Annotated in this window: 14 protein-coding genes and 1 other annotated feature; all 14 genes read left to right on the top strand. The window is 38.8% G+C overall.

The features are described 5' to 3' along the window. The first annotated feature begins 106 nt into the window (after positions 1-106). The 14 genes from RE409_RS19135 (at position 107) to rpoD (ending at position 14,527) form a co-directional block, all read left to right on the top strand. Positions 107-2,278: an HD family phosphohydrolase gene (locus tag RE409_RS19135; RefSeq protein WP_201250664.1), complete on the top strand. Its 2,172-nt coding sequence runs from the start codon at positions 107-109 to the stop codon at positions 2,276-2,278. Continuing rightward, entirely contained in the window at positions 2,275-2,751 is a 477-nt protein-coding gene (ybeY, locus tag RE409_RS19130; RefSeq protein WP_053346997.1) for an rRNA maturation RNase YbeY, read from the top strand. Before RE409_RS19135 ends, ybeY begins: the two co-directional genes overlap by 4 nt. After that, positions 2,729-3,106, top strand: coding sequence for a diacylglycerol kinase family protein (locus RE409_RS19125; protein ID WP_098177895.1), 378 nt, complete (start codon positions 2,729-2,731; stop codon positions 3,104-3,106). Before ybeY ends, RE409_RS19125 begins: the two co-directional genes overlap by 23 nt. Before the next feature lie 9 nt (positions 3,107-3,115). Then, a complete protein-coding gene (locus RE409_RS19120; protein ID WP_376102825.1) occupies positions 3,116-3,544 on the top strand; it encodes a cytidine deaminase in 429 nt (142 codons plus the stop codon). Then, the gene (gene era, locus RE409_RS19115; RefSeq protein ID WP_053346995.1) at positions 3,537-4,466 is read left to right on the top strand and encodes a GTPase Era; all 930 of its coding nucleotides are present in this window, start codon (positions 3,537-3,539) and stop codon (positions 4,464-4,466) included. The genes RE409_RS19120 and era overlap by 8 nt, the downstream gene beginning before the upstream one ends. Before the next feature lie 99 nt (positions 4,467-4,565). Continuing rightward, the gene (locus RE409_RS19110) at positions 4,566-4,709 is read left to right on the top strand and encodes a YqzL family protein (protein WP_083450815.1); all 144 of its coding nucleotides are present in this window, start codon (positions 4,566-4,568) and stop codon (positions 4,707-4,709) included. 33 nt (positions 4,710-4,742) lie between these two features. Beyond that, positions 4,743-5,495 (top strand): DNA repair protein RecO, encoded by a 753-nt coding sequence (gene recO / locus RE409_RS19105; protein WP_056528660.1) that lies wholly within the window; start codon positions 4,743-4,745, stop codon positions 5,493-5,495. A gap of 58 nt (positions 5,496-5,553) precedes the next feature. Beyond that, positions 5,554-5,728: a binding site (T-box leader), on the top strand. A 189-nt stretch (positions 5,729-5,917) separates the two neighbouring features. Next, positions 5,918-6,814 (top strand): glycine--tRNA ligase subunit alpha, encoded by an 897-nt coding sequence (gene glyQ, locus RE409_RS19100; RefSeq protein WP_053346993.1) that lies wholly within the window; start codon positions 5,918-5,920, stop codon positions 6,812-6,814. Then, entirely contained in the window at positions 6,801-8,870 is a 2,070-nt protein-coding gene (gene glyS / locus RE409_RS19095) for a glycine--tRNA ligase subunit beta (RefSeq protein ID WP_201185848.1), read from the top strand. The genes glyQ and glyS overlap by 14 nt, the downstream gene beginning before the upstream one ends. 162 nt (positions 8,871-9,032) lie before the next feature. After that, positions 9,033-9,671: a transcriptional regulator CcpN gene (locus tag RE409_RS19090; protein WP_056528664.1), complete on the top strand. Its 639-nt coding sequence runs from the start codon at positions 9,033-9,035 to the stop codon at positions 9,669-9,671. A gap of 28 nt (positions 9,672-9,699) precedes the next feature. Further along, a complete protein-coding gene (locus RE409_RS19085; RefSeq protein WP_056528772.1) occupies positions 9,700-10,509 on the top strand; it encodes a pyruvate, water dikinase regulatory protein in 810 nt (269 codons plus the stop codon). A gap of 532 nt (positions 10,510-11,041) precedes the next feature. Continuing rightward, a complete protein-coding gene (locus tag RE409_RS19080) occupies positions 11,042-11,497 on the top strand; it encodes a YaiI/YqxD family protein (protein ID WP_056528775.1) in 456 nt (151 codons plus the stop codon). Positions 11,498-11,545: 48 nt separating this feature from the next. Beyond that, the gene (dnaG, locus tag RE409_RS19075) at positions 11,546-13,354 is read left to right on the top strand and encodes a DNA primase (RefSeq protein ID WP_053346990.1); all 1,809 of its coding nucleotides are present in this window, start codon (positions 11,546-11,548) and stop codon (positions 13,352-13,354) included. 39 nt (positions 13,355-13,393) lie between these two features. Next, positions 13,394-14,527, top strand: coding sequence for an RNA polymerase sigma factor RpoD (gene rpoD, locus RE409_RS19070; protein ID WP_053346989.1), 1,134 nt, complete (start codon positions 13,394-13,396; stop codon positions 14,525-14,527). Positions 14,528-14,814: the final 287 nt, after the last annotated feature.

Genomic DNA, 14,814 nt, shown 5'->3' with positions numbered 1-14,814 from the left:
GGAAGAAGCTTTACATTTATCATAACCAGGGTGAAAATTAACAAGAAAACTGTTATGATTTTACATATCTAGAATATTACATCACTTTTTTATAGGAGGACCTTCCTTGAATCGTATCCAGAAATTTTTTACTAAAATAAAGGGGCTATTGGTCCATCGTTTTTTTCAAGTACTGTTGTTTCTGATACTTGGTTTGTTTACGTATGGATTAATGTTTTCCAATGTCAAACCGGAAAAAGTCCAGGTAGAGCTTTTTAAGCCGGCAGAACAAACTATTCGTTCAACAAAGACTGTAGAAGATACATATAAGACCGAACAAGAAAAAGAAGAGATTTCAAAACAAGTGGCGGATGTCTATACATTAAAAAAAGAATACGCCAAAAATAAAGTCGATCTGATTTCATCCATTTTTGATTCGGCGATTGAGGTGAATAAAGAAACAGATCCTGAAAGAGATAAAAAAGAGGAAGGAAAGGAAGATAAAAAGGAACCAATAAAAACTGATGCTCAGAAGGTTTCCATTTTAAAAGAAAAATTGACAGATGAAGTCAATAGAAATATTGAGGATTCTGTTTTCCTTGCTTTAGTGCAGGCGAATGAAGATGAGCTGGAAATTGCAAAAGACTCAACAATCACGGCTGTTAATAATGTGATGAGCTCACGAATTGCGGCCAGTGATGTCGAAAATGCCAAGAAAAAGGTTGTAGAAGAATTAGGGTATATGAGCATTAATAGCGATATGAAAAAAGCCTCTAATTCCCTTGCACGCACGGCAATCATCCAAAATGTGTTTTTCGATAAGGATAAAACCGAGGAGCAACGTAGGAAAGCAGTCGAAAGCGTAGAGCCTATTAGAATTCTTCAGGGGCAGATTATTGTTGAAGAAAATCAGTTAGTAGACCGGGATGTGTACAGGCAACTTGAACTGGCAGGTTTTTTAAGTACAGAGTCTACTATTTATCCTTATATTGGGCTACTGCTATTTATCCTTTTAACTTTTGGAGCTTTTTATTACTTTTTTTACATTTCAATTTCCAAAAGGGATAACAAATACAATCAGTTATTGATCTTCAGTCTTGTCTTTATCCTTTCGATGGCAACTATGAAAACTGTCAGTGTTTTCGCAGATCTTAAAAATTCGAATTTAGAATACATTTTCCCAGGTGCCATGGCGGCTATGCTTATTAAGATTTTATTGAATGATAAGCTAGCTGTAGCAATGATTATTTTATTAGGTTCGTATGGTACGATTATATTTAATGGTGATACACCTGGAAATCTAGATTTCTCTATGGGACTTTATATTATTTTCGGGGGTTTGGCGGCAATCATTATATTATCGCGCCCCAATTTCAAATCAAAAGTTCTGATTGCAGGACTTCTGATGTCTTTAATCAATATGGCATTTGTATTTTCGCTTATCTTTATAATGGACGGGCATTATACTAAAATGGAGTATTTGTACTATGCTGCCGCAGCAATAGGATCGGGAGTGGGTTCAGCTGTTTTGACAATGGGCCTGTTACCGTTTTTTGAGGCAGGTTTCGGGATCTTATCATCGATGAAGCTAATCGAACTTTCAAATCCAAACCACCCTTTACTACGAAAAATTTTAATTGAAGCACCAGGAACCTACCATCACAGTGTAATGGTGGCCAATTTAGCGGAATCAGCTTGTGAAGCTATTGGATCAAATGGATTGCTTGCAAGGGTCGGCAGTTATTATCATGATATAGGCAAGACGAAACGTCCGCATTTTTTCATCGAGAATCAGATGAATGAGGAAAACCCGCATGATCGACTGCAGCCGGAAACGAGTAGGGATATCATCATTGCCCATGCTGTTGATGGTGGAGAGATGTTGCGCAGTCATAAATTCCCGAAAGAGATTGTTGATATTGCGGAGCAGCATCACGGGACTACTTTATTGAAATTTTTCTATCATAAGGCGAAGAAGCAGGATGATACGACAGTTGAAGCCTGTTACCGTTACCCAGGCCCGAGAGCGAAAATGAAGGAAGTCGCTGTCATAGGGATTGCTGATAGTGTAGAGGCCGCGGTGAGATCGATGCAGCACCCTACACCTGAGAAGATTGAAGAGCTGGTAAGTTTTATTATTCAGGACAGAATTCAAGACGGTCAATTTGATGAATGTGACATTACTATGAGAGAATTAAGTATCGTGAAGCATTCCTTATGTGAATCGCTTAATGGTATCTTCCACTCCAGGATTGAATATCCGGAGCCGGATAAATTAGGACAGAAGGTGAAAGAATGATTTTAGCAATCGATTTAATGGATGAAACGAACGAAGTTACGGAAAAAGCTCAGAACCTTGTTGAAAGTATTCTGCAATTTGCGGCTAAAAAAGAAAATATTGAAGAAGATACGGAACTGTCTGTCACTTTTGTAGATAATAAAAGAATTCAGGAAATCAATAAAGAATATCGCCATAAAGATGCAGCTACCGATGTCATTTCTTTTGCACTGGAAGAGATGGGTGAAGATGAAGTAGAAATTATCGGGGCCGAAATGCCTCGTATGCTGGGTGATATTATCATTTCCATTGAGCGTACTAAGGAGCAGGCAGAAGAATACGGACATTCTTTTGACCGTGAACTTGGGTTTTTAGCTCTTCATGGTTTTCTTCATTTACTAGGCTTTGATCACATGACTGAAGAAGATGAAAAAGTGATGTTTACTAAACAAAAGGAGATCTTGGAAGAATATGGACTTTCAAGAGAAGGGTAAAAAAAAGTATCCTTTAATAAAAAGCTTCTCTTTTGCCTGTCAGGGGATTTTGGAAGCAGTTCGAACAGAACGTAATATAAAGATTCATTTCGTATTAACAGTAATCGTCGTATTCTTTGGTTGGTATTTCTCATTGAATGGGATGGAATGGCTGTTCATTTTGGCTGCCATTGCTGGTACGATTACATTAGAGCTCGTTAATTCAGCGATTGAAAGAGTTGTAGACCTGGTAACAGACCAAATCCATCCCCTTGCTAAGCAGGCAAAAGATATTGCAGCCGGAGCTGTATTCATATATGCTATATTTTCTATAATAGTTGGATTGATTATCTTTTTGCCGAAGTTTGGTCTATAGGTGGTTGAAATGGTATCCAATTTGAAAGGAAGATGTGAATTGAATACGAATGAATTGATTGAGGAAGCTAAAAAAGCAAGGGAAAAGGCTTATGTACCTTATTCAAAATTCAAAGTAGGGGCTGCTTTATTAACTGCCGATGGTAAGGTTTATCATGGGTGCAATATAGAAAATGCTGCATATAGTATGTGCAATTGCGCAGAAAGAACCGCTTTATTTAGTGCCTATGCCCATAATGATAAGAAGTTCACAAAACTAGCAGTCGTGGCAGATACTGATCGTCCTGTTTCCCCATGCGGAGCGTGCAGGCAGGTTATTTCAGAACTATGTGAACAAGATATGATGGTTGTTTTAACCAACTTAAACGGGGATATTAAAGAACTAACAGTACAGGAATTGCTTCCAGGAGCTTTTTCACCGGAGGATTTAAATGAATAAACTATTTGACGAAACACAAGTAAAAGGTTACAAATCAGGTTTTATTTCGATTATAGGACGACCTAATGTTGGCAAGAGTACATTTTTGAACCGGGTTATTGGTCAAAAAATTGCCATTATGAGTGATAAACCGCAAACAACGAGAAACAAGGTTCAAGGTGTACTTACACAAAACGATTCACAAATGATATTCATTGATACACCGGGTATTCATAAACCGAAGCATAAGCTTGGGGACTTTATGATGAAGGTAGCAACAAATACATTGAAAGAGGTCGATTTGATTCTCTTCATGATTAATGCGACAGAAGGATACGGACGTGGTGATGAGTTTATCATTGAAAAACTACAAACCGTAAAAACACCTGTTTTCCTTGTAGTCAACAAAATTGATGCTATGCACCCTGATGATTTACTTCCAATTATTGAGAAATATCAAAAGCTTTATCCGTTCGCGGCCGTCGTTCCAATCTCAGCGCTTGAAGGCAATAATGTCGATACACTGCTTGAGCAAATCAAGGAGCATCTTCCTGAAGGTCCACAGTTTTATCCAGCTGACCAAGTAACTGATCATCCGGAGCGTTTTATTATTTCTGAATTGGTCCGCGAAAAAGTTCTGCACCTGACTAGGGAGGAGATTCCCCATTCAGTGGCTGTTGTTATCGATTCAATAAAAAAAATGGATAACAGTGATACAATTAATGTTATGGCTACGATTGTGGTAGAACGTGATTCACAAAAAGGTATTGTTATTGGTAAGCAAGGGAAAATGTTGAAAGAAGTCGGTAGCCGTGCGAGGGTTGATATCGAGAATTTATTAGGCTCGAAAGTATTCCTGGAACTATGGGTGAAGGTACAGAAGGATTGGCGTAACAAAGCGAGCCAACTTCGCGATTATGGTTTCAATGAAAGTGAGTATTAATTAGCAAAATTTACGCTTCATGAAAGTGTGGAAAAAGGTCAAGCTAATCATATGGTCGGATATTTATATTGCTAGTTAAAAATGAAAGGTGGGCTTTATATGTTGGATTTTACCTGGGAGTTATTTAGTGAAACAGGTAATGTGGACACCTATTTGCTGTTTAAGGAGATAGAAGTCGAAAGACAGGAAAGACCCTTAGTATTGAGTGATGAGCTAGCAGATATTGATTTTCCTGTTTCATAAGATAGTCTTGGCAAGCATGGGTGGTGTCTTGGTATGCTCCAAAAATGTGAAGGCATTGTCATAAGACGGACTGCATATGGAGAAAACAACAAAATTATTACTATTTATACCCGTGAGCTAGGGAAAATTGGAGTTATGGCTAGAGGAGCCAGTAAACCTAATAGCAGGCTTGCTGCCGTCACCCAACTTTTTTGCTCCGGGTATTTCCTTGTTTCTACATCAAGCGGACTCGGAAGTCTTCAACAAGGAGAAATGGTCGACTCCCTTCGTTTTATAAGGGAGGACCTTTTTGCCACTGCATATGCTTCATACATTGTTGAATTGGTTGATAAAAGCGTAGATGATAAGAAACCAAATCCATATCTGTTTGAATTACTCTCGCAAACCTTGCATTACATAAACGAAGAATATGACGCGGAGGTTTTGAAATTTATTTTCGAAATGAAGATGCTGCCCGTCAACGGGATTAACCCAGTACTAAATCAATGTGCTGTTTGTGGTGAAACAGAAGGAGAATTCTCCTTCTCGCTACGGGAAGGTGGTTTTATTTGTCACCGCTGTCTGGGAAAAGACCCATATCACTATAAAATTTCACCCGCAGCCGTTAAATTGCTGCGAATATTTTATTATTTGGATTTATCAAGGCTCGGAAACATTTCGGTTAAGCCTGAAACGAAAAAAGAACTGCAGAAAATCATTGATGCTTATTATGAAGAGTATTCAGGCCTCCATTTAAAATCAAAAAAGTTCTTAAAACAGATTGATACGATGAAAGATATGTTTTAAGATTTGACCTATTGACATTCCAGGCTTGATTGTATAAAATTCTAATCATTAAAATAAGAAGATTGCGTTGATGGAAAAGAGTATCTGTCATTCTCCATAAAAAGCGAACCCGGGATGGTGAAAGCCGGGGTATGGATTTACAGGGAAGGCGTTCCGGAGCATGTAGCTTTGAAAAGAGGCCGGTTTATTAACGGCAATTAGGGTGGAACCGCGGGTAAACTCTCGTCCCTATGCATTTCGCATAGAGACGGGAGTTTTTTGTTTGCAAAAATGCGAAAGAATAACAATGAATGGACCGGTAAAACACTTGAATTAATTGGTGAAATGCCATGCGTGGCCGATAAACGATTCAAAATTACTGGTATAGGAGTTCCCGTCCCTAATTTCATAAAGAGGCGTTTTAAATAATCTGGAGGTGTACGATGAATATTCAAAATATGATTTTAACTTTACAAAAGCATTGGTCTGAACAAGGCTGCATATTAATGAATGCTTATGATGTCGAGAAGGGGGCAGGAACGATGAGCCCTTATACTTTCCTTAGAGCAATTGGACCTGAACCGTGGAGTGTTGCTTATGTGGAGCCATCCCGCCGTCCAGCAGACGGTCGTTATGGAGAGAATCCTAACCGTCTCTATCAACATCATCAATTCCAAGTAATCATGAAGCCATCACCAGACAATATCCAAGAGCTGTATTTGGATTCATTGCGCGCATTAGGTATTAACCCGCTTGAGCATGATATTCGCTTTGTAGAAGATAACTGGGAAAACCCATCATTAGGTTGTGCTGGTCTTGGCTGGGAAGTTTGGCTTGATGGAATGGAAATTACACAATTTACGTATTTCCAACAGGTAGGCGGTCTTGAGTGTAAGCCGGTTTCCGTGGAAATTACATATGGAATCGAGCGTCTTGCTTCCTACATTCAGGAAAAAGAAAATGTGTTTGATCTAGAATGGACAGAAGGATTTACAGTACGAGATATTTTTGGACAGCCGGAATACGAGCATTCAAAATATACGTTTGAAACATCCGACCTTGATATGTTATTTCAACTTTTCACAATGTATGAAAAGGAAGCACATCGCCAAATGGAAGAAGGGCTTGTACATCCTGCCTATGATTATGTTTTAAAATGTTCACATACATTTAATCTTTTGGATGCAAAAGGTGCGATTTCAGTAACGGAAAGAACGGGATATATAGCCCGCTGCCGTAACTTAGCACGTAAGGTTGCCAAAACCTTCTATGAAGAGCGGGAAAAATTAGGCTTCCCGATTCTAAAAGTGAAAGGAGAGAATACAAATGAGCAAGCGTGATTTGTTATTGGAAATTGGATTGGAAGAGATGCCGGCTCGTTTTGTGACAGCGTCTATGAAACAGTTGTCAGATAAAGTACAGAAATGGCTTAAGGAAAAAGCAATTGAATTCGGAGCGGTTGAAGCTTTTTCCACACCAAGACGTTTGGCCATATTGGTAAAAGACGTTTCAGAATCACAAAAAGATATCGAAGAAGAAGCAAAAGGACCAGCTAAAAAAATTGCTTTGGACAGTGAAGGAAACTGGTCTAAAGCAGCATTAGGGTTTGTTAGAGGCCAAGGGATGACCGCTGAGGATATTTATTTTAAAGAACTTAAGGGTATTGAATATGCCCATGTAAATAAATTCATTAAAGGACAACCGACTTCCCAGCTTTTATCTGAGTTGCAGGAAATTATCAGCGGGATGACGTTCCCGAAAAATATGCGTTGGGCCAACCAAGACCTTCGTTTTGTCCGTCCGATTAAATGGCTGATTGCATTATTCGGCAACGAAGTAGTGCCATTTTCCATAGCTGATGTTGAAACTGGCCGTGAAACAAAGGGACATCGCTTCTTAGGAGAAGCTGCAAGGATAGAGGATCCTGAACAGTACGAAGCAACGTTAAGAGACCAGTTTGTCATGGCTAATCCAGAAAAACGTCGTAGTGTTATTTTAGAACAGATTAAAAGTCTTGAGCAGGAAAAAGGCTGGATCATCCCAGTTGATGAAGATCTGCTTGAAGAAGTCAATAATTTGGTAGAGTACCCAACGGTGTTATTTGGCCATTTTGAAGAAGAATTCCTTGAACTTCCAGCTGAAGTTTTGATCACTTCAATGAAGGAGCACCAACGTTATTTCCCAGTTAAAGATCAAGGCGGCAAGTTACTTGCATTCTTTGTAACCGTTCGTAATGGAGATGACCGTCATCTAGAAAAGGTATCTAAAGGAAATGAAAAAGTGTTGCGTGCGCGTTTATCGGATGCGGCATTCTTCTTTAAAGAAGATCAGAAAAAAGAGATAGCAGATGCTTTGAAAAAACTCGACAGCATCGTTTATCATGAAGAAATAGGTACCTTAGCTGAGAAAACAGCCCGTGTAACAGCGGTGACAGGCGTTCTGGCAGATGCTTTGAATTTAAAGGCAGAAAAGGATCTGGCGCTTCGTGCTGCTGAAATTGCTAAATTTGATTTAGTAAGTCATATGGTTTATGAATTCCCCGAATTGCAAGGGTATATGGGTGAGAAGTATGCGCTCCTAAAAGGAGAAGCAAAAGAAGTAGCGGCTGCAATCAATGAACACTACATGCCAAGACATGCGGATGACAATGTGCCGCCTTCTGTTATTGGAGCAGTTGTAAGTATAGCCGAAAAAATTGATACTCTCGCATCATTCTTTGCTATTGGCGTCATTCCAACCGGCTCCCAGGATCCATACGCATTGAGAAGACAGGCAAGCGGTGTTGTTCAAATTTTAGCGGAGAAAAAATGGAATATCTCTTTAGAAGAGCTTATTACTCTAGGACTTAAAGGACTTGAATCAAAAGGTCTTCTAAAACGCGATTTAGAGGAAGTAAAAGCAGACATGTTTACCTTCTTTAAAGCGCGGGTAAAACATTTACTTCAAGAACAGCAGATTCGTTATGATTTAATTGATGCCGTTCTGATCGACGAGATTGGGTTTATACACTCTTTAGTAGAACGTGCTCATGTATTGGACGCGAAAAAAGATGAAGCAGGCTTTAAAGAAAGCCTCGAAGCATTAAGTCGTGTTATGAATATTGCTGTAAAGTGTGACCATAAAGTGACAGTTGACCCGAATGCTTTTGAAAATGAGCAGGAAAAAGCGCTTTATGAAAAATATCAAACAGTAGCATTGCGATATGCTGAAACTAAAAAAGAGAAAGAGCGTTTTGAACATCTTATCTCGCTTCAATCGGAAATAGAATCATATTTCGAGAATACAATGGTCATGGCAGATGATGAAGCAATCCGTAATAACCGCTTATCCCTAATGAAAGAAATTAGCGATTTAGTTTCAGGCTTTGCGGCTATGAATAAAATTATCCTTTCATAATTGAAAGGATTCATCGAAATCGGAGACACTTTATATAAAGGTTTCCGATTTCTTAAAATATTAAATGGTCAATAAATAGGACAAACCTGCTTTTATTAAATAATATAGTATATAATTGTTAGATGAATAACTTTTGTTACTTTTCTCTGCGAAAGCAGTGGGGTGGTGATTATAATCCAATTGAATAAGCGTCAGGAGCATATTTTACAAATTGTTAAAGAGAATGGACCGATTACAGGTGAACATATTGCCGATAGACTGAGCCTTACAAGAGCGACACTTCGTCCGGATCTTGCTATCTTAACGATGGCAGGCTTTCTTGATGCGAGGCCGCGTGTCGGGTATTTTTATACAGGCAGGTCAGGAACACAGCTTTTGACAGATAGTTTGAACCATCTTTATGTACGAGACTATCAATCGATCCCTGTGGTTGTTGATGAAGGCATTTCCGTATATGATGCAATCGTCATGATGTTTTTAGAAGATGTCGGTACCATGTTTGTTGTCGATAAGCATGCTCTGCTAGTTGGTGTCTTATCAAGGAAAGACTTGTTGCGTGCAAGTATAGGTAAGCAAGAACTTAACTCCATTCCAGTCAATATTATTATGACTAGGATGCCCAATATTACAATGTGTTCAAAAGAAGACTTATTGATTGATGTTGCCAAAAAATTGATTGATAAACAAATCGACTCATTACCGGTCGTCAAAGAAACAGAAAAAGGCTATGAAGTAATCGGAAGAATTACAAAAACCAATATAACAAAAGCATTCGTAGCTTTAGCTGATGAAGGCTATTAGGGGGCTTGCAAAAGGAATGACGGAGAATATGAACGGTTCTATTATATATGTTGTATCGGATTCAGTGGGGGAAACAGCGGAATTGGTTACTAAAGCAGCTGCAAGCCAGTTCTCGGGATCTGCTTTTTCCATAAAACGGATTCCGTATATTGAAGATGAACAAAACGTGGATGAAGTAATTTCACTGGCAAAATTAGATGGAGCAATCATTGCCTATACCCTTGTTAAGCCAACTATTAGAGCTTACATGAAAGCACAGGTCGAAAAAGAAAATCTGTCTGCTTATGACATTTTAGGGCCGCTCATGGACATCCTTCAGAAAAGAGCGCCAAAAGGGCCGCTTAATGAACCTGGTCTCGTTAGAAAGCTTGATGATGATTATTTCAAGCGAGTCGAAGCCATTGAATTTGCGGTAAAATATGATGATGGGCGGGATCCCCGTGGTATTTTACGAGCAGATATCGTCCTTGTAGGTGTATCACGCACTTCCAAAACACCTCTATCTCAATATTTGGCCCATAAACGTTATAAAGTGGCTAATGTACCTTTAGTGCCTGAAGTGGAACCACCAGAAGAATTATTCCTGGTCCCACCTGAAAAATGTATTGGTTTAAAGATTAGTCCGGAAAAGCTGAACCATATTCGTAAAGAGCGATTAAAGTCCCTGGGGCTTAATGATCATGCTATTTACGCAAATGTGGAACGGATAAAAGAAGAGCTGACGTACTTTGATACAATCATTTCGAGGTTGAATTGTCCAATCATTGATGTTACGAATAAAGCTGTTGAAGAAACAGCCAATTTGATTATCAATATCCTTCAAAAAAAAGATCGTTGATAGGTGGATTTATTTAATTCTTAAATTAAGGTAAACCAAAATGTGAGCTAGGCACTTTAAGTGTCAGCTCACATTTTAATGCTAAGGGGATTTAAGGGAATTTCGCACATAAATAGGAAATAATTACATAAATTTCTTCTCTTTTTACATTTGAAATTCCATCGATTTGTATAAAATAAGAATCGGAATTTAAATGTTGGCATCTTCTAATCAAATAGACTATAATAAAAAATTGTGAGAAAAAAGTAATCTTAAGGTTTAGACTTAATTAATAAGGAATAAACTAAAGGTTAATGAGAAGTCAAGGTTTTTATCATAAAAATAATTCGACATGTTCCGTATAATTTTAAATTGGCTGACTCTGAATCAAGGTAAAAGCAGCATTGTAACTTTACTAAGAAGAGATTCCTTGAATTAAAAAGGTTGGCTCTTTTAGAGAATATTCTCTGACCCATGGCTGAAAGTTACATTATATCTCGATAAAGTTTAGGGGAGAAAAAGGATTATGCAGAAAGATGTAGAATTAAAAGGTATGAATAATAAACCAACCATACACGTCGATGCCGATGCATGTCCGGTGAAAGACGAGATCCTTCATTGTGCACGATTGCACGATGTCGAAGTCTGTTTTGTTGCGTCATATAAAAATATGATGAACAACCCTGAAGGTAAATGGGTATATGTCGATGCGGACAAAGAAGCGGCCGATCTTTATATAGTAAATTCAGTAAAAAAGGGTGATATCGTTGTAACTGCAGATATTGGATTGGCTGGAACCCTGCTTCCAAAAAGCGTTTATGTTCTTTCACCGAGGGGAAAAGAATACACAGACGAGAATATTTTTATGCTCCTAGATATGCGTTATCAGTCAGCGAAACTTCGCAGGCAGGGTAAACATACGAAAGGGCCGAAAGCATTCACAAAGGAAGATCGAACATGTTTTACAAATAAACTTTTGAAAACTTTGTCGAATTTTGCAGGGAATTAGAAGTCGGTATCGAATTAGAAACTATCACCAAAATTGCAAGGTGGAAAAATGACAAATGGCCGTATAGAAGATGAGAAAATAAACCAAATTCGTGAAGCTGTTGACATTGTTGATTTAATTGGAGAATATGTCCAGCTGAAGAAGCAAGGGCGAAATTACTTTGGCCTTTGTCCTTTTCATGGTGAAAACTCGCCGTCGTTTTCCGTTTCAGCTGAAAAGCAAATCTTTCACTGTTTCGGTTGTGGGGCAGGCGGGAATATTTTCACTTTCTTAATGGATATAGAAGGCTACAATTTTGTGGAATCTGCGAAAGTTTTAGCTGAAAAAGGAAATGTTCCTTTAGATGTTGAAATAAATAAGGACTCCCAGCGTTCTAATATGCCTGCTGGCTCGCAGCAAATGTTTGAAGCACATGACTTGTTGCGAAAGTTTTACCACCATCTCCTCGTAAATACGAAGGAGGGTCAAGAAGCTCTTGAATATCTTCTTAAACGCGGATTTACAGAAGAGACGATAGAAAAGTTCCAAATTGGTTACTCATTGGATTCATGGGACTTTGTCTCCAAGTTTCTTTTAAAACGTGGGTTTCCAGCGGAATTTATGGAGCAAGCAGGGCTAATTATTTTTAGGGAAAAAGACGAGTCATATTTTGACCGTTTCAGAAATAGAGTCATGTTTCCAATTATGGATCACCAAGGGAATACGATTGCGTTTTCGGGAAGAGCAATGGGGGACGATGAGCCCAAATATTTGAATAGTCCCGAAACGCCAATCTTCAATAAAAGTAAAACTTTATATAATTTTCATCATGCAAGACCTCACATACGAAAGAAAGAACAAGTAGTTATTTTTGAAGGCTTTGCCGATTGTATTTCAGCTGTTCGTGCGGGTGTAGAGAATTCGGTCGCTACGATGGGGACCGCCTTAACCGATCAGCATATCCAGCTATTAAAAAGAAATACTGATCAGATACTAATCTGCTACGATTCGGACTCTGCGGGATTGAATGCGGCAAACCGTGCAGTTAATATGTTACAGGACAACGATTTTACAGTTAAGGTCGCGCTGATGCCTGATAACTTGGACCCCGATGACTACATAAAGGAATTCGGTGAAAAAAGCTTTGTTTCTGAAGTAATAGGGGCCAGTTTAACCTACATGGCATTCAAAATGCATTATTTACGACGAGGAAAAAACGTAAATAATGAAGGAGATCGAATTCAATATATCGAAGAAGTTCTTAGAGAAATTTCGCGATTGCCCAATGCTGTGGAGAGGGATCATTATCTCCGGCAGTTATCCTCTGAATTTTCTCTATCATTGGATGCGTTGGAACAGCAGCAGCGACAGGTATTTTTTGCGGAACGCAAGAAGGGGACACTGCCGCAGCCTGCAATACAAAAGAAAATGACCCTGCAATATGAGCATAAGTTAAAGCCAGCTCACCATAATGCTGAAACTAAGTTAATTGCCCATATGCTGAAAAGCAGGGATATGACTTTCAAAATTCAGCAGTTGCTTGGGCAAACAGTCTTTCATGTAGATGAACATCAGGCAATCATCACCTATTTATATGCGTTCTATGAAGATGGACACGAGCCGGATACAAGCTTTTTCCTTACTTATTTACCGGATCCGAACTTGAGAAGGATCGTTTCGGAAATAGAAATGATGTCAGTGAATGAGGAAGTTACCGAAAAAGAACTGACCGATTGTATAAATCAAGTGTTGAAATATGAAAAGTTGTTAAAGATAAAAGAAAAACAAGTTGAAGAAAAAGATGCAGTCAGACGTAGTGATTATGTAACTGCTGCACAAATTGCCATGGAAATCATCAAATTGCGTAAATTGTTGTAGTAAGTTGTTTAGGTGTAAGTCCTGGAAGGAGGGGAACTAATGGCTGAAAAACCAGCACGTTCCAAACAAGTTGATAATGAATTTAGCCTTGAGCAGGTGAAAGAAAAATTAATAGAGCTAGGTAAAAAACGGGGCTCTTTAACTTTAGAAAAAATCGCAGAAAAAATTGGCGGTTTTGAGTTAGATTCCGATCAAATGGATGAGTTCTATGAGGTGTTAACTGAAAACGGAGTCGAAATACTCACTGATGGTGAGGAAGACGAAGATGAAGATGATCCCGATGAGAAGAAACTTGCAAAAGAAGAAGAGTTTGACTTAAATGATTTAAGTGTTCCTCCTGGCGTAAAGATTAACGACCCTGTCCGTATGTATTTAAAGGAAATTGGTCGCGTTGACCTTTTATCAGCCGAAGAGGAAATCTCTTTAGCGATGCGAATTGAAGAAGGAGATGAAGAAGCAAAACGCCGTTTAGCTGAAGCCAACCTGCGTCTAGTTGTCAGTATTGCTAAGCGTTATGTTGGACGCGGTATGCTCTTCCTTGACCTTATTCAAGAAGGTAATATGGGACTTATCAAAGCGGTAGAAAAATTTGATTATCGCAAGGGATACAAATTTAGTACGTATGCAACATGGTGGATTCGCCAGGCCATTACTCGTGCCATTGCTGACCAAGCAAGAACGATTCGAATCCCGGTGCATATGGTTGAAACCATCAATAAATTAATTCGTGTTCAAAGGCAGCTTCTTCAGGATCTTGGACGTGAACCATCTCCAGAAGAAATTGCAGAGGATATGGATTTAACTCCGGAAAAAGTTCGTGAAATCTTGAAAATAGCTCAGGAGCCTGTTTCCTTGGAAACGCCAATCGGTGAAGAAGATGATTCCCACTTAGGTGACTTCATTGAAGATCAGGACGCGACTTCTCCATCTGAACATGCAGCATATGAACTATTGAAAGAACAGCTTGAAGACGTATTAGACACACTGACAGATCGTGAAGAAAATGTCTTGAGACTTCGCTTTGGACTTGATGACGGCCGTACACGGACGCTTGAAGAGGTAGGTAAAGTGTTTGGAGTTACCCGCGAGCGTATCCGTCAAATTGAAGCGAAAGCATTACGTAAGCTGAGACACCCAAGTCGCAGCAAACGCTTGAAAGACTTCTTAGAATAGAAATAAATATGCCCTTCACAAGAGCCACTCTTTGAATGCCAAGCGTTCGGGAGTGGCTTTTTTTCACGTGATTAAATGTAAAAATATACATATAAGGACAATATTTATGTACTTATCTATATAATGGAGACGAGATTCAGTACATTAAATATCTAATAATCGGAACATAGGTATCCACTGGTATCGTACGAACGTTCCCCTTAGTGCCGAGCAAAATGTAAAAATCAATCTTAAATGAATCGCTTTATTAGCCGATATAAAGAACAAACGGGCATGAGGATGTGTAT

Source organism: Peribacillus sp. R9-11, from assembly GCF_031345095.1.
Taxonomy (GTDB): domain Bacteria; phylum Bacillota; class Bacilli; order Bacillales; family DSM-1321; genus Peribacillus; species Peribacillus butanolivorans.
This window is presented reverse-complemented; position numbering and strand designations above follow the sequence as displayed.